Annotated in this window: 19 protein-coding genes; 5 read left to right on the top strand and 14 right to left on the bottom strand. The window is 60.3% G+C overall.

Annotated elements, in window-relative coordinates; all coding sequences use genetic code 11:
- Positions 1 to 53: 53 nt before the first annotated feature.
- Positions 54 to 1,142 (top strand): glycosyltransferase family 4 protein, encoded by a 1,089-nt coding sequence (locus ISN39_RS28685; protein WP_194731393.1) that lies wholly within the window; start codon positions 54 to 56, stop codon positions 1,140 to 1,142.
- Complete coding sequence (locus tag ISN39_RS28680) at positions 1,139 to 1,918, top strand: polysaccharide deacetylase family protein (protein WP_194731392.1); 780 nt, start codon at positions 1,139 to 1,141, stop codon at positions 1,916 to 1,918. Before ISN39_RS28685 ends, ISN39_RS28680 begins: the two co-directional genes overlap by 4 nt.
- Here the strand turns inward: ISN39_RS28680 and ISN39_RS28675 are convergent.
- Positions 1,900 to 2,730 carry an MBL fold metallo-hydrolase gene (locus ISN39_RS28675; protein ID WP_074071588.1) on the bottom strand — a complete coding sequence of 277 codons (831 nt, stop codon included), beginning with the start codon at positions 2,728 to 2,730 and terminating at the stop codon, positions 1,900 to 1,902. The two genes, ISN39_RS28680 and ISN39_RS28675, sit on opposite strands and share 19 nt — an antisense overlap.
- 390 nt (positions 2,731 to 3,120) lie before the next feature.
- Positions 3,121 to 3,888, bottom strand: a complete 768-nt coding sequence (locus tag ISN39_RS28670) for an SDR family oxidoreductase (protein ID WP_194731391.1) — start codon at positions 3,886 to 3,888, stop codon at positions 3,121 to 3,123.
- 116 nt (positions 3,889 to 4,004) lie between these two features.
- On the opposite strand from ISN39_RS28670, the gene ISN39_RS28665 reads away from it, so the two are divergent.
- Entirely contained in the window at positions 4,005 to 4,529 is a 525-nt protein-coding gene (locus ISN39_RS28665) for an N-acetyltransferase (protein ID WP_194731390.1), read from the top strand.
- Here ISN39_RS28665 and ISN39_RS28660 read toward each other — a convergent pair.
- The 11 genes from ISN39_RS28660 to pcaD form a co-directional block, all read right to left on the bottom strand.
- Positions 4,526 to 5,242, bottom strand: coding sequence for an ABC transporter ATP-binding protein (locus tag ISN39_RS28660; RefSeq protein WP_194731389.1), 717 nt, complete (start codon positions 5,240 to 5,242; stop codon positions 4,526 to 4,528). The genes ISN39_RS28665 and ISN39_RS28660 overlap by 4 nt on opposite strands.
- Positions 5,223 to 5,987, bottom strand: a complete 765-nt coding sequence (locus ISN39_RS28655) for an ABC transporter ATP-binding protein (RefSeq protein WP_074071591.1) — start codon at positions 5,985 to 5,987, stop codon at positions 5,223 to 5,225. Before ISN39_RS28655 ends, ISN39_RS28660 begins: the two co-directional genes overlap by 20 nt.
- Positions 5,984 to 6,994 carry a branched-chain amino acid ABC transporter permease gene (locus ISN39_RS28650; protein WP_194731388.1) on the bottom strand — a complete coding sequence of 337 codons (1,011 nt, stop codon included), beginning with the start codon at positions 6,992 to 6,994 and terminating at the stop codon, positions 5,984 to 5,986. Before ISN39_RS28650 ends, ISN39_RS28655 begins: the two co-directional genes overlap by 4 nt.
- A 1-nt stretch (position 6,995) precedes the next feature.
- A complete protein-coding gene (locus ISN39_RS28645) occupies positions 6,996 to 7,859 on the bottom strand; it encodes a branched-chain amino acid ABC transporter permease (RefSeq protein WP_194731387.1) in 864 nt (287 codons plus the stop codon).
- Between the two features lie 201 nt (positions 7,860 to 8,060).
- Positions 8,061 to 9,233 carry an ABC transporter substrate-binding protein gene (locus tag ISN39_RS28640; protein ID WP_194731386.1) on the bottom strand — a complete coding sequence of 391 codons (1,173 nt, stop codon included), beginning with the start codon at positions 9,231 to 9,233 and terminating at the stop codon, positions 8,061 to 8,063.
- A gap of 179 nt (positions 9,234 to 9,412) precedes the next feature.
- On the bottom strand, positions 9,413 to 10,459 hold the full coding sequence (locus ISN39_RS28635) for a 3-carboxy-cis,cis-muconate cycloisomerase (RefSeq protein WP_194731385.1): 1,047 nt from the start codon (positions 10,457 to 10,459) through the stop codon (positions 9,413 to 9,415).
- Between the two features lie 110 nt (positions 10,460 to 10,569).
- Complete coding sequence (locus tag ISN39_RS28630; protein ID WP_194731384.1) at positions 10,570 to 11,739, bottom strand: acyltransferase; 1,170 nt, start codon at positions 11,737 to 11,739, stop codon at positions 10,570 to 10,572.
- A gap of 184 nt (positions 11,740 to 11,923) precedes the next feature.
- The gene (gene pcaG / locus ISN39_RS28625) at positions 11,924 to 12,535 is read right to left on the bottom strand and encodes a protocatechuate 3,4-dioxygenase subunit alpha (protein ID WP_074071594.1); all 612 of its coding nucleotides are present in this window, start codon (positions 12,533 to 12,535) and stop codon (positions 11,924 to 11,926) included.
- A gap of 2 nt (positions 12,536 to 12,537) precedes the next feature.
- Complete coding sequence (gene pcaH / locus ISN39_RS28620; RefSeq protein WP_194731383.1) at positions 12,538 to 13,287, bottom strand: protocatechuate 3,4-dioxygenase subunit beta; 750 nt, start codon at positions 13,285 to 13,287, stop codon at positions 12,538 to 12,540.
- A 9-nt stretch (positions 13,288 to 13,296) separates the two neighbouring features.
- Complete coding sequence (gene pcaC / locus ISN39_RS28615; protein WP_074071596.1) at positions 13,297 to 13,701, bottom strand: 4-carboxymuconolactone decarboxylase; 405 nt, start codon at positions 13,699 to 13,701, stop codon at positions 13,297 to 13,299.
- Complete coding sequence (pcaD, locus tag ISN39_RS28610; protein ID WP_194731382.1) at positions 13,698 to 14,507, bottom strand: 3-oxoadipate enol-lactonase; 810 nt, start codon at positions 14,505 to 14,507, stop codon at positions 13,698 to 13,700. Before pcaD ends, pcaC begins: the two co-directional genes overlap by 4 nt.
- A gap of 92 nt (positions 14,508 to 14,599) precedes the next feature.
- Here pcaD and pcaQ point away from each other — a divergent pair, with 92 nt between their 5' ends.
- Complete coding sequence (pcaQ, locus tag ISN39_RS28605; protein ID WP_194731381.1) at positions 14,600 to 15,523, top strand: pca operon transcription factor PcaQ; 924 nt, start codon at positions 14,600 to 14,602, stop codon at positions 15,521 to 15,523.
- A gap of 197 nt (positions 15,524 to 15,720) precedes the next feature.
- Here the strand turns inward: pcaQ and ISN39_RS28600 are convergent, their stop codons facing one another.
- Positions 15,721 to 16,380, bottom strand: coding sequence for an SGNH/GDSL hydrolase family protein (locus ISN39_RS28600; RefSeq protein ID WP_194731380.1), 660 nt, complete (start codon positions 16,378 to 16,380; stop codon positions 15,721 to 15,723).
- Between the two features lie 105 nt (positions 16,381 to 16,485).
- Between ISN39_RS28600 and ISN39_RS28595 the strand changes: the two genes are divergently transcribed.
- Positions 16,486 to 17,532 carry a LacI family DNA-binding transcriptional regulator gene (locus ISN39_RS28595; protein WP_194731379.1) on the top strand — a complete coding sequence of 349 codons (1,047 nt, stop codon included), beginning with the start codon at positions 16,486 to 16,488 and terminating at the stop codon, positions 17,530 to 17,532.
- Positions 17,533 to 17,550 lie beyond the last annotated feature (18 nt).

The raw sequence follows: 17,550 nt of genomic DNA, 5'->3' as shown, positions 1-17,550 counted from the left end.
GCGATAGGCTGGATGGGCGGCGCAATAAAGCGCTTTCTCAATGGAGCGTCCTGATGCGGATTGCATTTTACGCGCCGCTGAAATCCCCAAACCATCCGACACCATCCGGCGACCGCCTGATGGCACGGCTGCTTGTCGAGGCGCTGCATCGTTCCGGTCATTCGGTCGAGATCGCCTCCGAGTTCCGCAATTTTGCGCCAACTCCCGAGGCGGCAACTATGCTTGAAGGCGAGCGGCAGGCGGAGCTTTTCCGGCTAAAAAGCGCGTGGCGCCGTGGACCAAAACCGCATCTGTGGTTCTGCTATCACCCGTACTACAAATCGCCGGATCCTTTCGGACCCGTGCTTGCGGCCGAATTCGGCATTCCCTACGTCACTGCCGAGGCGTCCTATTCCCGCAAACGCGACGCCACCGGCTGGGCATCGGCGCAGGCGACGGTTGCGGCGGCAATCCGGCAGGCGGCGGTCAACATCGTGCTCACGGAACGCGACGGGGCAGGGATCGGGCAGGCTGTTCCCGAGGCCCGTCTTGCTTCAATCAAGCCGTTCATCGACACGGCATCGATCAAAAACATCGATCTGCGGCCGGATTCGAAACGGCTCGTGACGGTCGCCATGATGCGCGCCGGCGACAAGATGGCGAGCTATAAGGTGCTGGCTGCGGCACTGCGCGTGATCGAAGACAAGGCCTGGACGCTCGGCATCATCGGCGATGGCCCGATGCGGGCGCAAGTCGAGGCGCTGTTTTCGGATTTCGCGCCCGCCCGCATCGATTGGCTGGGCGAACGAAGTGCGTCAGACGTCGCAAGTCTGCTCGCTCGATCGGGAATCTATGTCTGGCCCGGTTGCGGTGAAGCCTATGGCCTTGCCTATCTCGAGGGGCAGGCGGCCGGCCTGCCTGTGGTGGCGCAGCGAACAGCGGGCGTGCCAGCGGTCATTGAAGATGGGGTGACAGGCATATTGACGGCAGATGGCGATATCGACGCCTTTGCCGCCGCCACCGGCCGCCTGCTGGACGATCCGGCGCGACGCCAGGAAATGGGCGCGGCGGCGCGGCACTTCGTGCTGGAGGAGCGATCGCTGGAGATCGCTGCCCTGGACCTCGACAGAATACTGAAACGATACGCAGGAGTTGAACCATGAGCGGCAGTTCGACCTGGAAACCCCTCCGTGAGGAACTCGCGCGCTGGCGGGAGGCTGGAAGGGTGGCCCGCTTCTGGTGGCGCGATGACGATGCGATCGAGCCGACGGCGGCGCTCGACAGATTGCTCGGCCTTTCAAGCGCGCATAAGATCCCGGTGACCGTTGCCGTCATCCCGGCAACGACCGGTCCAGCACTTTCTCAACGGCTTTCGGGTGCGAGCGGGGTCAGCGTAGCCGTGCATGGCTGGTCGCACGAGAATTATGCGCCGCCGCAAGAAAAAAAGCAGGAACTTGGCGGACACCGGCCGGCGGAGGCCGTGCTTGGCGAACTTTATGATGGCTTCCTGACGCTGCACCGGCTGCATCCGGCCAGGTTCATTCCCATGCTGGTGCCGCCATGGAACCGCATCGACGGCAGCCTTGTTCCCAAGCTCCCGGCACTTGGTTTCGAATGCATGTCGACGTTCGGCCGGGCGACTGCGGGGGCGGCGATCCCGCTCCTCAACACCCATATCGATATCATGGGACGGCGAGCGGACGGAAAGGGGCCGCGCGTCGGCCGACCGCATGACGAAATTGTAAGCGAACTTGTGGGAGAACTGCAGGACCGCTTCGAAGGCCGAAACGAGCCGGTCGGTTTGCTGACCCATCACCTCGCGCATGACGAGACGGCGTGGAGATTTACCGAGGCATTTCTCTCGGAGGCCAACAGTCATCAGGCGATTTCATGGAAACCGGCAGCTGAGCTGCTGAAAGATCAGATGTCGACGACCTGATTGTCACGCGCGGCGAAGGCGCCGGGGAATGCTGCCTGGGCATTCTTTTCCATCTGGCCAAGCTGCTCGTCCGTGCGCGAAGGCGCGTGATGGAAGAGCGCGAAGCGTTTCGTTCCTGCCATTTTGGCCAATTCGATGCCGTGCTGCCAGGTCGAATGGCCAAAGCCCTTGAAGCGCTGCATCTCGTCTTCGTTGTAGGTGCAGTCGTAGATCGCCAGATCCGCATCCTTCATCAATTCCAGAGACACCGGGTCATAAGTGCCGGGGATATGCTCGACGTCGAATACAAGCGCGACGATCCGGCCGCCCCACTCGATGCGATAGCCGATCGCCCCGCCTGGATGGTTCAGTTTGTAGGTCTTAATGCGCACACCCTCGCGCGGAGAAAGCATGTCGCCGGCATGGAAATCGCGGAAGTTCATCGTCGCCTGGCAGATATCGGTCTTTACCGGAAACCAGGGCGGGCTGATGAACTGATCGACCATATCCTTGGTGCTCATCTTGCCGTCGAGATGGCCGGACCAGATGTTGACATTGATCGAGGGATAGTAAATCGCCTTGAAGAAGGGCAATCCAATGATGTGGTCGTAGTGACAGTGGCTGAAGAACAGATCGACCTGCGTGACGCCTTCGTTGAGCATCGCAAGCCCGGCCTCGCGCAGCCCGGAGCCTGCGTCGAAGATCAACCGGTGGCCGCCGCAGCGCAGTTCGATGCAGGTGGTGTTGCCGCCGTAGTGATCGAATTCGGGGCCCGATACCGGGATGCTGCCGCGAACGCCCCAAAATTTTACCTGAAACTGATCGTTACTCATGGTTCTTCAAAATCGGGCTCCCGCACAGCGCTATCGTAATCATAGTTTAACCCTGATGCGAAGTGCGGAATTCCTCGGGGGTGCCTCTATCTTGCCTATTCTCCCAATCGCTAGCAGCAGAAGGAGTAGATTTTCCTAAGGCAGCAGGAGTTGGTCCGAAAGCAGCCGGATATGGTTTGCTTTGCGTAAACGGAAATGCCGGAGTCTGAAAGCCGGCGGACATCTCCTGTTCTATTAGGTGGCTCTTCCGGGGCGAAAATACAATTCTCCGCTTTTTCTAGCCCATCTTCGTCGGATTGAATGTCACAAGATTGAGATCAAACTATTGCAAGGCCGTCCTATTGGCAGATCCACGGAATCTTGCCGGTTGCGTTCGCGCAGCCGGCAATACTAGAGGCTGGCGGCGATGCCGCCATCGACCATCAGCATATGGCCGTTGACGAAAGAGGAAGCGTCCGAAGCGAGAAAGACCGCCGCGCCGACCAGTTCCTCGACATTGCCCCATCGGCCTGCAGGTGTGCGCGTCTCCAGCCAGGCCGAGAATTTCGGATCGTCCACCAGCGCCTGGTTGAGCGGCGTTTTGAAATAGCCGGGGGCGATCGCATTCACCTGCAGGCCGTACTTTGCCCAGTCGGTCGCCATGCCGCGGGTGAGATTTCTGACCGCACCCTTGGTCGCCGTATAAGGAGCAATGCCCGGCCGGGCGAGTTCAGCCTGGACAGAGGCGATGTTGATGATCTTGCCCCTGCCGCGCCCAATCATCGCCTGCGCCACGGGCTGGCTGACATAGAAAATGCTTGAGACATTGGTCTTAAGCAGTTCATCCCACTTTTCGATCGGGAAAGATTCCAGCGGCGTTCGAAACTGCATTCCGGCATTGTTGACGAGGATGTCGACCGGGCCGATCTCGCTTTCGATATAGGCGACGCCATCGCGCGCGGCGGCAGCATCGGTCACGTCGAAGGCGGCACTCAGCGCATGCAATCCCCTTGCCCTGATCGTCTCTGCTGCAACTGCCGCCTTCTCGGCACTGCGGCCATTGATGACCAGGGAAGCGCCGTGTTCTGCAAGGCCAAGGGCCAGCGCATGACCGATGCCCTGGCTGGAGCCGGTAACAAGCGCTCGGCGGCCGGTGAGGTCGAATAAGGGGAAAGACAAGCGGGGCTCCTTTATTGCGGTGCCCGATTGAAGAGGAGTCCTTGGGTCGATGCAAGCATCGTTTTGACGCAAGGCGCTCCGGTCTGTTATGTGCGGCACTGCAATGGAGGTTCATCATGCGCATCCGCAACGAGACAAAAGCCGATATCCCGGCGATCCGCGCGCTGGTCAGCACGGCGTTTGCCGGCAAGGCCTACAGCAGCCAGACGGAAGCGGCAATTATCGATGCCCTGCGCGGGAACAGAGCGCTTTCCGCCACGCTCGTTGCCGAAGATGAAGGCCGTATCGTCGGCCATATCGCGTTCTCACCGGTGATGATCAATGGGAGGGATTTGGGCTGGTACGGCCTCGGACCAATCGCGGTAACACCCGAAAGGCAAGGCGAGGGGATCGGTACTGGTCTGGTGAAGGATGGACTTGCAGCCATCCGCAAACTCGGCGCCCAGGGATGCGTCCTGCTTGGCTATCCCAAATATTACGGCCGGTTCGGCTTCAAGGCGGATGCTCGCCTCAGGCTTGCAGGTGTTCCGGCCGAATATTTTCAGGCATTGTGCTTCAGCGGTGAAATGCCGTCCGGCACGGTCACCTATGACGCGGCTTTCGACATCACGAATGACGAGGCGCCACGCCACGTGACCTAGTGCAGCCCGCCGACCCCGAGCAGACGTTCCACGGCGGCGTGATCCGTCGACAGCGCTTCGGGCGTGCCGGTCCAGGCAAGGCGCCCCCGTTCGAGGATGATGACCTGATCGGCGAAGTCGAGCGCACTCTGGATGCGTTGTTCAACAAGCAGGATCGTCATGTCGCCGGTCTTGGCGAGTTCGGAAAACGCGGCCATCAACTCTTCGCAGATGATGGGTGCGAGACCTTCCAGGGGTTCGTCAAGCAGCAGAACGGAGGGGCGGCCGAGAATCGTGCGGGCAGTCGACAACATCTGCTGCTCGCCGCCGGAGAGTTGGCCGCCGAGATTGCGGCGGCGCTCCTTCAGACGTGGAAACATCGCGTACGCCTCTTCGAGCGCCGTCTTCGGCCGTCCTTTGAGACCGACGAAGAGGTTTTCCTCAACCGTCAGCGTCGGGAAGATGCAGCGCGCCTGCGGCACATAACCGAGCCCTTGACGGGCGCGAGCTGAGCTGGCCATGGCGGTGAGGTCTGCGGAGCCGAGGCGGATGCGGCCGTCATAACGCCTGGTCTGTCCGGCAAGCGTCGCAAGCAAGGTTGTCTTGCCCATTCCGTTGCGGCCAAGGATGGCAAGGCGGGCGCCTGCGGGCACGGCGAATGAAACGTTTTCGAGAACCCGCGTCGGTCCATAGCCAGCGGAGAGATTGTCGACCTCAAGCGGCGTGGCTGGCATTGGCATAGCTCCCGAGATAAGCCTCGCGCACGCGGGCATCCTTGGTGACCTCGACCGGCGAGCCGTCGAAAATGATGGTGCCCGCCGCAAGCACGATGACACGCCTGGCGAAGCGGAACACGAGGTCCATATCGTGCTCGATCATCAACACCGCGAGATCGGCCGGCAGATCGGCGAGCGCCTGCTCGATCCGGGCGGTATCGCTTTGCGGCACGCCGGCAGCAGGTTCATCAAGCAACAGCACCTTCGGTTTCAGTGCCATGGCGACGGCAATCTCGAGGAGACGCTGCTGTCCATAAGCAATTTCACTGACCCTGCGGCACATGAGATCGCCAAGGCCGAGTGTGCCGAGCAGATCGGTGACTTCTGCCATGAGATCCGGCATCGCGAGAAAGTTGCCGAACATCCGGCCAGTGAGTCCGTCACGCTGCAGGATCGCGAGCGCGACGTGTTCGGCCGGCGTCATTTCCTGGAAGAGCCGTGTGACCTGGAAGGAACGGACGAGGCCGCGCCTGACGCGGCCCGCTGCACCAATTCTCGTCACGGTCTCGCCACCGAGGCGGACATCGCCGGCGTCCGGCGAAAGGTTGCCAGTGACGAGATTGACGAAAGTGGTCTTGCCAGCGCCGTTCGGGCCGATGAGCGCGACGCGGTCACCTGCTGCCACCGAGATCGATACATCGTTGGTCACCACGAGGCCACCGAAGGATTTCCTGAGCTTGACGACTTCGAAGACGGGGCTCATTGCGCAGTCTCCTTCCGGCGGACGAAAAAGGCAGTTGCGGTCCCATAAAGGCCCTTCGGTGCGAAGAGGACGACAGCGACCAGTAACGCGCCGACCATCGTCAGCCAGTGGAACGGGTTTGCAGCCGAGACATAATCTTCAAAGAGCATGAAGATGACGGTGCCGGAGAGCGCACCGAAGAGCGAGCCGGTGCCGCCGAGAACGAGCATCACGAGGCTTTCGGCCGAAAGCGTGAAGGAGAGGCTGTCGAGGCCGACCACCTGTGTGGAGATGGCATTGAGGGCTCCACCGACACCGGCGACGGCGCCTGAAATCACATACATCTTCATCAGCGCCGCTTTCGGCGAGGCGCCCATGGCCCGGATGCGCAAGGCATCTTCCTTGATCCCGCGGCAGAGCATGCCAAAGGGCGAACGCACCACAAGGCGGAGCAGAATGAAAACGACAAGCAGCAGGATCACCCCGAAAACATAGGCGGTATGGCCGTAGAGATCGAACTCGAAGGTGCCGAAGATTGGATCGGCCGAGATGCCGGATAGGCCATCGCTGCCGCCGGTCCAGGATGATGCCTTGTTGGCGAATTCGTGGAAGAGGTTGATGAGCGCGATCGAAAGGACAAGCTGCGGCAGTCCGTGGGCACGCAGGATGACGATGCCGCAGACGAGGCCTGCAGCAGCGCCACCGGTGATACCGGCAAGCGTCATCAAAAGAGGATCGGTGATGCCGTAATGGGCCGAGACGATGCCCGCCGCATAGGCGCCGGAGCCGAAGAGTGCTGCATGGCCGAGCGTCGCCACGCCGCAATATCCGGTGACGAGATCAAGCGAGAGAACGAGCAATGCGATTGCGATGACGCGCGTCAGCAGCGCAAGGTTATCCGGAAAGAGTAAATAGCCGATGCTGGCGAGCGCGACGATTGCGGCAATGCCGGCTGTATCGCGGACGAAAAAGCGATTGCGCCGGATGGGTACTGCTGTCGTGGTTTGCGTGTTCATGGCGAGCGTCATCCTACTTCACCCTTCCGGCAAAGCCGCGCGGAAAAACGCAGATGATTGCAATGACGGCGAGATAGAAGAAGAATTCCCCGTATTCCGGCATCAGGTAGCGGCCCGTGGTGTCGATGCCGCCAAGAACCAGGCAGGCGATCAGTGCGCCGGGAATCGAGCCTGCGCCGCCGACCGAGACAACGACGAGGAAAGTCACCATGTAGCGCAGCGCATAATAGGGCTCGACCGGCAAGAGCTCCGCGCCGACCACGCCGCCAAAGGCGGCCAGGCCGACGGCGACTGCGAAGCTCAGTGCATAGATGATCTCCGTGCGCACCCCAAGCGCGGCGGCCATGGCGGCATTATCAACGGATGCGCGCAGTTTTACACCGAAACTTGTCTTTTCGATCGTGTACCAAAGGGCGCCCGCTACCGCGAGGCCGCAGAAGATGGCAAAAAGCCGGTGCACCGGAATGGTGCGAAAGCCTAGATCGGCGGAGCCCTGCAGGCCGTCTGGCAATGGGATTGTCTTCAGCGTCGGCCCCATGACGTAGTTGGCTATGCCGATGATGCAGAAGGTGATGCCGATCGTCATCAGAACCTGGGTCAGTTCCGGCGCGCCGTAGATGCGCCGGTAGAGGAAGCGTTCGACCGGAATGGCGATGACGATGGTTCCAGTGACGGCGACAAGAACTGCGATGCCGTAGCCATGGCCAAGATCGCGCGTTGCATAGGAGGCAATGTACCCGCCGATCATGGCGAAGGCACCGTGGGCAAGGTTGACGACCCGCATCAGGCCCATGGTGACCGAAAGGCCGATCGAGATCACGAACAGCACCATGCCATAGGCAAGCGCGTCGACGGCAATGCTGAAGACAGTCTGCATGAGGCTCGTGTGTTCCTTTTCTCAGCAGGTGCTGAAGCCCGCTCTGCGTCGTTGAGGGCGCCGTCTCGCCCCATCCACCTGCCGGAACCTTCTCCCCTGCCGGGAGAAGAGACTTGCGGTTTGCGCCATATGCCCTTTCGTCGACAACGGGATGGGCTGATGGGTGGTCCGGGCGATCGCCTTTTAAGAAAGCCTTGCTCCTTACTTTGTCGCCGCCAGACCTGGATCCCCCTGCTTTTCAAATGTCTGGATTTCCTTGTTGATGTATTTGCCGTCCGCATCCTTGGCGACTTCGCGCAGATAGATATTTTCTGTGATGTGGCGGCTTTCGGGATCGATGGAAACGGGGCCGCGCGGGCTCATCCAGGAAAGGCCCTTTACGGCTTCGACAGCTTTTTCAGCATCCTGCTTGCCGCCAGTTGCCTCGATCATCTTGTAGATGACGTGCATGCCGTCATAGGCCCCGACGGCCGGGAAGGTGAGTTCGGCCGGATTGCCGAGTGCCTTGCCGGCGGCTGCAACGAAGGCCTTGTTTTCGGGCGAGTCATGCGAAACCGCGTAGTGGTATGTCGTCAAAATGCCGAGAGCGGCGTCGCCGAGCGCCGGAAGGTCGGATTCCTGCGTCAGGTCACCGGTCGCAAAGAGTTGGATGCCGGCGGCTTTCAGGCCATTCTCGCTATAGGATTTCACGAAGCCAAGCGTCGGCGGACCGGACGGCAGGAATGCAAAGACGCCCTCAGCACCCGAATCCTTAATGCGCTGCATGATCGGGCTGAAATCGTTGGTGGCAAGTGGCATACGGATCGCTTCGACGATTTCCCCGCCTTGCTTTTCGAAGCCCGCCTTGAAGGCGTTTTCAGCGTCGACCCCCGGACCGTAGTCGCTGACAACCGAGATGACCTTCTTAATGCCTTTGTCGAACGCGACCTTGGCGATTGGCATGGAAGTTTGCCAAAGGGTGAAGGATGTACGAACGACCAGAGGGCTCTTGGTGACGATGGCAGAGGTTGCGGCGTTCATGATCACGAGCGGCGTATTGGCCTGTTTCAGGATGGGCGTGACGGCCATTGCGTCAGGCGTGAAATAGAACCCGGCCAGATACTGGACTTTCTCCTTGACGACGAGTTCCTGGGCAAGCGCCTTGGACTTGGCCGGATCGGCGGCCGGCAGGTCGCGATAGATGACTTCGACGGTATTGTCGCCGATCTTGGCGCCATTCGTTGCCATATAGGCGTCGATCCCGGCCTTGAAGTTCTTGCCTTGCAGCGCGAACGGACCCGAAAACGGCCCAACGACCCCGACCTTGATGGTGTCGGCATAGGCGGCGGTACCCATGACGATTGCCGCCGCAGCGGCCAGAACCAGCTGTCTCATCTTTCCTCTCCCTTTATACCCGGCGGACTCCACCGCCGGGTTAGCGCGCAGCTAAATTTCACGTCAGTGTGTCATGCGAAACGGTAATGTAAAATGAAATAAATACGGTAATTCATAACTGATGCATTATGTTAAGCATCTGCCTGAGGCTGACATGAAGGGTGAGGAAGGAAGCTCGTCTACGAGCCCCCGAGGCGGAGGATATTGCCGGTCAGCTCGCGCGCAAGCCGCAGGGCGCCGGCGGTCGCCATGACCATCTGCGGCAGCACGAGCCATTCAAGTGTCCAGGCGGCACCCGAACGTTCCTGTTCGTGAACAAGCGCTTGGTGGATGGCCGAAAGTTGGGCGGCGTTGAAGCGGGAAAATGTGACAAGCGTTTCGGCACCGACCGGGTTCTGCTTGTGCACCATGGCTGACGATCTTCCGCCGCCAGCAAGTTCGATCTCTCCACCCGCCTGCGCCAGAAGGGCGATGTCCTGGCCCATCTTCCCCAGGCTGCCGGTGATCAGCGAAAAGAGGTTGGCAAGGTCGGCGATTGGTGCGCGCTGGTTTTGCCATTGAGGCTCGTCAGTCAGTCCAAGTTCCTGGGCGAGTGACGCGCGGATGTCGGCAGCCTTGCCGCCCAGCCTGTCCAGCGTCCCGGCCGCGCCACCGAACTGGATGGGAAACTTCTGTACCCCTAGCCGGCCGTGATAACCTTCAAGCGGGGCTCGCCATGTCCGCAGACGATCGGAAACGGCAATCGGGATTGCCGCCTGCATGCGGGTATGGCCCATCAGACTGTTCTGGCCGAACTGGCGATCGAGCGCGTCGAGAGCGCGAACAATGGCATCGAGCCGGCCGGAAAAAAGAAAGACGATCGCCTTTAGCCTAATCATCAGGCTGGTATCGATCGCGTCCTGGCTGGTCGCCCCGAAATGGACATACTGGGCCGCCTCGCCGCCCACTGACCTGCGCAGTTGCGTGACGAGATCGGGAACGACGACGCCGTCTGTGGCGGTCGCAACCTTGAGGCCCGCGATGTCGGCAGTGAAACCTCGACAAGCTTCGGCAATGCGGCTTGCTGCCCTTTGTGGGATCAGGCCATGGGCGCCTTCGGCCTTGGCAAGTGCAGCCTCGAAGGAGAGCATAGCGCGGATGTCGGCATCCGCCGAAAGATGGGCCGAAATCTCATCGTCTCCGAAAAGGCCGCTGAGGAATGGGTGGTCGAAGGCGGATGCGGTCACGTGACCTCTCATTGATTTTGCCTACTTCTGCCGCCAGCTTGCCGTTGCAGAACCGCACCGGCTGTAAAGATGCCGGCAGAGATGGCGCGGGATGTCCGCCCCTTTGCCAACTATGCCTTTACCGGTTTCTCGACGGGCAGGATCTTTATATCCGCATTCTCGTCGACACCTCGCGCCTTTGCAACGAACGAGAATTTCTTTCGCATGCCCAGGATCGGCTTCTCGATCATATGCCAGGAAAAGACAGCGATGCCCATCGCGGCGCAGATGCCGATAGCATAGAGCGCGAGCGCGCCGGTATTCGGGATCAGGAAAAGGCCCGGCGCCAGACTGATCAAAATCTGAAGAAAGGGGTCGTGATAAAGATAGACGCCATAAGAATAGTCGCCCTTGTGAAAGACGGAGGGCAGGGGCACCGGCGTCAGACCGACAAATACCGTGATATAGACGAGCGCTGGGATTACGAGCAGTCTGTTTGGCACGCTCTCGATGGAGGGGCTGCTCAAGGTCAGCATCGCCAGGACGCAAACCGCCATGCTGGCCAAGAACAGTGATTTTTTATGCGGAATGAAATCCCGCAATTGATAGGCCAAGATGCCGAGCAGAAACGCAAATACCAGCTGTGCGCCGCGGCTGACGAACAGCGTGCTCAAAACCAGGTTTACGCGATAGGGCAGCAGATGTCCGAAGGACTGGACGATAAGCCCGCTCAGGATAAAGCCACCGGTCAAAAGTGCCAGCTTCTGCCATGACTTGATGATCGAGGTGATCATGAGCGCAGACATGATGATGTAGCAGAAGATTTCCCATGGCACGGTCCACAGAGCTCCGTTGACCCGATGCGTCGGGTTTTGCTCAAATACACTCGGCAGGCTGTAATGAATCCAGCCGATGATGTTGAGAAAATACTTGTAGAAGTCGGCGCCGAGAAAATAGTCATGCAAAGCGACGGTCGTCACCAGCGGGCCGATGATGAGCGCGCAGACGACGATATCGACCGCAAGAGCAGGAACGATGCGCAGTCCGCGGTTCAAGAGAAAGTTCTTCAGGCTGAGGCGCTGAGCGCTGCCGGCGATCAGAAACCCGCTGAGAGCGAAGAACATCGGAACCAGTGCGTATTCGGCAAACCACAACGGGCTCGAACGGAAAAAAGCGTCATTTCCGGTCAGCAAAAATGAATGTGCCAATACGATTGAAAAAGCCAGGGCAATTCTGAGGAAGTCAAAACCTGGACCAAGACCCTTGTGTGCCGTCAGGACGTGCCCGAATGTTTTCTGCATGTTTCCACCATCAAGGTTCAGCCCGTCAAAAGTCTTACTGCGGTGCAGCATTTTTAACAACCCGCCTATCGTCGTTTCGACACGCGCGCAGCTCTCTATGATTGTAAACGGGGTGCCGGCGGCATCGGCTTCCAGCAGGAAGCGCCCTGCATTGAAGGGAAAAGCGCCTTATCTTACCTGCTGATCAAATGTCGAGAAATACCGTTTCCTTCTCCCCCTGAAGGCGGATATCAAACGTATAGGTTGCGCCGTCCCGGGTCGCGATCATTGTTGCAATGCGCTCGCCGAGTTCGACACGGGCAAGCAGCGGATCGGCGTTGTTGGCGTCTGCTTCCTCCGGAAAGTACATGCGGGTGTGGAGCCCGATATTGATACCGCGCGCAACGATCCAGAAAGAGATGTGCGGCGCCATCGTGCGGCCGTCCTTGAAGGGCACGCAGCCAGGCTTGACGGTTTCGAATCTATAGACGCCATCTTCGGCGCTGGTCGGGCAGCGGCCCCAACCGGCAAAATTCTGGTCGGCCGCGCCGCGCATTTCCGATGGGCTGTTGTAAAGCCCGGCGCTGTCGGCCTGCCAGATTTCGACGACCGCGTCACGCACGGGCGCGCCTGTTCCATCATAGATGTGGCCCGTCACGGTGATGCGCTCGCCGAGGGTCTTTTCGTTGACCATCGCGCTGCCGAGGTCTTGTGCGTAAACGCCGCCGATATCACAGAAATTCGGCGTCAGGCCGATATGGACATAGGGACCTGCCGTTTGCGACGGGGTTTCCTTGAGATAGCCGAGTTCCTGCATGATCAGTTGCCCTCCAGCCGGTTTTCGAACAGGGTCGAGCGGCGGCCGCGCAGAACGATATCGAACTTGTAGGCGCGCGCGTCCATGGGGATGGTGTTGCCCCAGTCGAGCGCTGCAATCAGCTGCTCGATTGCAGCCTTGTCCGGGATCGTGCCGACGATCGGACATTTCCAGATCATCGGGTCGCCTTCGAAATACATCTGCGTGATCAGCCGCTGAGCAAAGCCGTGGCCGAAGATCGAGAAGTGGATGTGCGCCGGGCGCCAGTCGTTGACGCCGTTCGGCCACGGATAGGCGCCGGGGCGAATGGTGCGGAAGGAGTATTGCCCATATTCGTCGGTGATGCAGCGCCCGCAGCCGCCGAAATTCGGATCGATGGCCGCGAGATAGGTTTCTTTCTTGTGGCGATAACGCCCGCCGGCGTTGGCCTGCCAGAATTCGACCAGCGCGCCCGAGACTGGCCGGTCACGCTCGTCAAGCACCCGTCCGTGAACGATAATGCGCTCGCCGATGGCGCTCTCGCCGGGGCGGGCGAAGTTGTGGATCAGGTCATTGTCGAGTTCACCGATGATCGAATGGCCAAAGACCGGCCCGGTAATCTCTGAAATCGTGCCGTCGAGCGACAGTAACGCGCGTTGTGGGGAACGCAGCACCGAGGTCTTGTAGCCGGGCGCATAGGCCGGTGGATGCCAGGCGCGGTCGCGGGCGAAGAAGGCGCCGGTTTCCGGCTTGCGGTTCGAAATATCGGACATCTCTTCCTCTCAGGCTGTCTTTTCGGCGTCCATCTGCTCGAAAACCTGTTTGGCGATTTTGATCGCGTGATTGGCAGCCGGAACACCCGCATAGATCGCCACGTGCAAAAGCGCTTCGCAAACATCCTCGCGGCTGGCGCCGGTATTGGCCGTAGCGCGAACATGCATCGCAGTCTCGTCATCCTGGCCCAGGGCTGCCAGAAGCGCGATCGTTACGATCGAGCGCTCGCGTTTCGTGAAGGTTGGGCGCGACCAGACATGCCCCCAGGCAGCCTCCGTAATCAGGTCCTGAAACGGTTTGTCGAAAGCCGTCGAGCCTGCTTCGGCGCGATCGACGTGGTCGTGGCCGAGGATCGCGCGGCGGGTCGCCATGCCCTGCCGGTATCGTTCGGACGGGATTGAGGCTTCATTCATGGGCTTAGTTCTCCATGCAAGGCGAAATCGATGAAGGCGCGGATGACGGCGGTAAGCGCCTCCGGTTGTTCGACGCAGGGGATGTGACCGGCATCGCGGATCGTTTCAAACCGGGCGTTCGGGATCAACTGCGCGGTGGACCTCACCAGGTCCGGTGGCGTCGAACCGTCCTGATCGCCGACAATGCAGATGGTGGGAACCGCAATCTTGCCTGCGGCCTTTGTGAAATCGGCATCGCGGATGGCGCCGCAGGTTGCCGCATAGCCTTCGACGTTCTGGCGGGCAAGCATGTTGCAGTAGCCGGCATAGGCCGGATTTTCCGGGCGGCGGAAGGCGGGCGTGAACCAACGCTCCATCACCGCATTGACGATGCTGCCGATCCCGTTGTTTTCGACCGCCTCGATGCGGGCGTTCCATGTTTCGGCGGTGCCGATCTTATGTGCCGTATCGCAAAGGATGAGGCCGCGCACGAGATCCGGGCGCTGCTGGTAAAGCGACTGCGCGATGAGCCCGCCGACCGAAAGGCCGCAGATGAAGGCCCGCTCGACCTCAAGCGTCTCCAGGAGGCCGATCAGGTCTGAGGCATGATCGTCGATCGAATACGGCAACTGGCCGACATCCGAAAGACCATGCCCGCGCTTGTCGTAAAGCACGATTGCAAAATCACCTGCCAGCCGCACGATCACATCGCGCCAGATCCTGAAATCCGTGCCGAGCGAATTGGCAAAGACAATGACCGGCTTGTCGGCAGGGCCACCAATGATTTGATAGTGGATCGTGACATCGTTGACGCGGGCAAATTGCACGGAACTTCCTCCTGACACGAAATTGAATGTTTAATTCGGTTAGGTAAAATGATATTTCGTGGCTTTCCGATAACTTGTGGGTTATGTGACCAATGATCGACAGCCGTATCAAGTTTCGCCATCTACAGACCTTTGTCGAGGTTGCGCGACAGAAAAGCGTCATGAAGACGGCTGAACTCCTGCGTGTCAGCCAGCCTGCGGTGACAAAGACGATCCGCGAACTGGAAGAGGTGCTTGGCGTTGCGGTTTTCGAGCGCGACGGGCGCGGCATCAAGATCACACGGTACGGTGAGGTGTTCCTGAAGCATGCGGGCGCGGCGCTGACGGCGCTCCGCCACGGGCTCGATTCCGTCACCCAGGAGCGGGTGGGCGATGCTCCGCCGATCCGCATCGGCGCGCTTCCGACGGTTTCGACGCGCGTCATGCCGCAGGCGATAGAGCTATTCCTCAAAGAAAATACCTGGAGCCGCATCAAGATCGTGACTGGGGAAAATGCGGTGCTTTTGGAGCAGCTTCGGGTCGGCGACCTCGATCTTGTCGTCGGACGCCTTGCAGGAGCGGAAAAGATGGCAGGCTTTTCCTTTGAGCATCTCTATTCCGAGCAGGTGGTGTTTGCCGTCCGGGCTGGCCACCCGCTGCTGAAAACCAAACAGTCGCCCTTTGGCGCGCTTGCGGATTACACAGTGCTGATGCCCACGCGGGCCTCGATCATCCGGCCTTTCGTGGAAAGTTTCCTAATCGCCAATGGCGTACCGAACCTGCCGAACCAGATCGAGACGGTTTCCGATTCTTTCGGCCGCGCCTTCCTGCGGTCAAGCGACGCAATCTGGATCATCTCGACTGGCGTTGTGGCAGCCGACATCGAAGACGGCATGCTTGCGGTCCTGCCGATCGACACGAGCGAAACGAAAGGGCCTGTGGGTCTGACGATGCGCACGGATGCCATCCCCTCATTGCCGCTATCTATTCTGATGCAGACGATCCGGGAGGCCGCGCGCGAGACTTCCGCAAGATGAAGTGCCGAGGATGTCGGCCGACACTGATCGGGCCGCCGCCCACGCACGGACTGGTTAGCCGCGAGCGTGTTCTTCAATCGAGCCCTCGGCTGTTCTTGTGGCGACGAGGGGCCATGTTGCGGTCGACGCTATGCAATCTGCTTGACACGACGGAGACGGAGAGGCCGACGGTGGGGCTACCTCTGCTTGAAGCCCTTTCAACGACGCGCATTCATGAACGCACCAGAGATCGCGCGATGTCCGGCATCGCTCGGATGGATTTGATCAGCTGAGGCCAAGACGCCGTCGCCATGAGCTTTCATGCTCTCGTAAACAGGTGCATAGAAGAGTGAGAAGCGTCGCGCCAGCATGCGCACGACCTCGACATAACCTTCGAAACCGGTTCGCGTCTGGCCCATGAAGCCGGCGCTGCCGACCAAAAACCCGGCATCGGGGATGTAAGGCGGGCTGCCGATTGCGAGCCGCTCGCCGTGGCCGGCTTCGATCAGCTTTTCCAGCATCCGCGCATAGTCGCGCGTGAAATTCCGCACATTCATGGTCTCCGGCGCCGCCGTATAGCGGGCGTCGTTGTAGCCGTAGAGGATCAGGATCGCATCGCGATGCGGCCCAGCCAAAAGAGCCCGTTTGAAGCGGCCGAGCCCATTGTCCGGCCGCGGCTTGCCATCCGCAAGGCGTGAGCCCTGCAACACGGTACCTGGAACCGCGTGGTTTTGGATCGGCAAGCCGTCGACCTCGGCTGCGAACAGAGGAGGCCAGGCAAGATGCGGCTGGCTGGCGTTCAAGCCGGCCGTGATGCTGTCGCCGAACACGCGGATGTTGGAGATTCCCAGTGATTTCAAGTGGTCCCCGAATTGCATCGACGCTCCCTCGTTTTCCCGCTTGACAGCAGGTCATCCAATCTTGTTTATACGTATTAGCAGCTAATACGCATTAGCAGTCAAGAGGGGACGGGAGGGATTGGCGTGACAGGCAGTAAGCGCTTGACTCAGCACGATATTGCGAAACTAGCCGGCGTCAGCCAGGCGACCGTCTCGCTTGTGCTGAATGGCGCTCCCGCAGCTCTGGCGCGCATCCCGCAGGACACCCGCGAACGTGTGCAGCATGTCATCCGCACGACGGGTTATGTGGCCGACCCGATCGCCCGGCGCATGGCCAAGGGCCTCAATCGCATTCTCGGCGTCTTCACCTACGAACCAGCCTTCCCGAGCGAGCAGGCGGACTTCTTCGCGCCCTTCCTGCTCGGCATCGAGGAAGAAGCGCAGGCGCAGAACTACGATCTCCTGCTTTTGACCGGCGCCGGTGTCGGCCGGGAACGGAAGATCTTTGCCGACGGCAACCGGCTCAGGATCGCCGACGGCTGCCTTGTGCTTGGCCGCGAATTCGATCGCGCCGAACTCAAGCGGCTGGTTTCTGGCAATTATCCCTTCGTGGCGATCGGCCGACGTGAGGACGCTGGCGGACCCGTTCCTTACGTCGGCGGCGATTACACGAACGGCACGCGGACACTGGTCGAGAAGGCGAGGGCGTTGGGACACGAGAAGCTGGCTTACGTCGGCCCCAGTGGATCGGCCGAATCGGTCGCGGACCGCTGGCGCGGCTTTGCAGACGCGACCACCGCGGGCGCCGAGCTGGTTTTGCATGTCGACGAGGTCGGTCGGCCGGCCGGCGAGACCCTCGATGTCATCGTCGCGAGCGGCGCGACTGCCGTCTTCTTCATCGAACTGGCGGATGCGGTGCGCGTCGAGGCGGCGGCTCGCAAGCGCGGCCTTTCCGTCCCCGAAGATTTCTCGGCGATCGTACTCGGCAGCCATGTGCGCGCCGAGCGCAGCCATGTGCAGTTCACCGCCTTCGACATTCCTCGCGAAGAAATGGGGCGGCAGGCGACCGCCATGCTGGTGCGCCGAATCGAGGGTGCGGCCCCGATCGAACAAATTCTTCTGACCTGTGAACCGGTCGAAGGCGAGACGCTTGGTCCCGCCCCTTTCGGCTCTGCAAAGAAACGGATGTGAGAACGTGACATACATGCC

The organism is Rhizobium sp. 007 (genome assembly GCF_015353075.1).
In the GTDB taxonomy this organism is placed as follows: Bacteria; Pseudomonadota; Alphaproteobacteria; order Rhizobiales; family Rhizobiaceae; genus Rhizobium.
This window is presented reverse-complemented; position numbering and strand designations above follow the sequence as displayed.

What these genes read in the sequence shown, in the direction of transcription:
- ISN39_RS28685 (WP_194731393.1), top strand. Translation starts at nt 54, where the DNA reads ATGCGGATTGCATTTTACGCGCCGCTGAAATCCCCAAACCATCCGACA.
- ISN39_RS28680 (WP_194731392.1), top strand. Translation starts at nt 1,139, where the DNA reads ATGAGCGGCAGTTCGACCTGGAAACCCCTCCGTGAGGAACTCGCGCGC.
- ISN39_RS28675 (WP_074071588.1), bottom strand. Translation starts at nt 2,730, where the DNA reads ATGAGTAACGATCAGTTTCAGGTAAAATTTTGGGGCGTTCGCGGCAGC.
- ISN39_RS28665 (WP_194731390.1), top strand. Translation starts at nt 4,005, where the DNA reads ATGCGCATCCGCAACGAGACAAAAGCCGATATCCCGGCGATCCGCGCG.
- ISN39_RS28660 (WP_194731389.1), bottom strand. Translation starts at nt 5,242, where the DNA reads ATGCCAGCCACGCCGCTTGAGGTCGACAATCTCTCCGCTGGCTATGGA.
- ISN39_RS28655 (WP_074071591.1), bottom strand. Translation starts at nt 5,987, where the DNA reads ATGAGCCCCGTCTTCGAAGTCGTCAAGCTCAGGAAATCCTTCGGTGGC.
- ISN39_RS28650 (WP_194731388.1), bottom strand. Translation starts at nt 6,994, where the DNA reads ATGACGCTCGCCATGAACACGCAAACCACGACAGCAGTACCCATCCGG.
- ISN39_RS28645 (WP_194731387.1), bottom strand. Translation starts at nt 7,859, where the DNA reads ATGCAGACTGTCTTCAGCATTGCCGTCGACGCGCTTGCCTATGGCATG.
- ISN39_RS28640 (WP_194731386.1), bottom strand. Translation starts at nt 9,233, where the DNA reads ATGAGACAGCTGGTTCTGGCCGCTGCGGCGGCAATCGTCATGGGTACC.
- ISN39_RS28630 (WP_194731384.1), bottom strand. Translation starts at nt 11,739, where the DNA reads ATGCAGAAAACATTCGGGCACGTCCTGACGGCACACAAGGGTCTTGGT.
- pcaG (WP_074071594.1), bottom strand. Translation starts at nt 12,535, where the DNA reads ATGCAGGAACTCGGCTATCTCAAGGAAACCCCGTCGCAAACGGCAGGT.
- pcaH (WP_194731383.1), bottom strand. Translation starts at nt 13,287, where the DNA reads ATGTCCGATATTTCGAACCGCAAGCCGGAAACCGGCGCCTTCTTCGCC.
- pcaC (WP_074071596.1), bottom strand. Translation starts at nt 13,701, where the DNA reads ATGAATGAAGCCTCAATCCCGTCCGAACGATACCGGCAGGGCATGGCG.
- pcaQ (WP_194731381.1), top strand. Translation starts at nt 14,600, where the DNA reads ATGATCGACAGCCGTATCAAGTTTCGCCATCTACAGACCTTTGTCGAG.
- ISN39_RS28600 (WP_194731380.1), bottom strand. Translation starts at nt 16,380, where the DNA reads ATGCAATTCGGGGACCACTTGAAATCACTGGGAATCTCCAACATCCGC.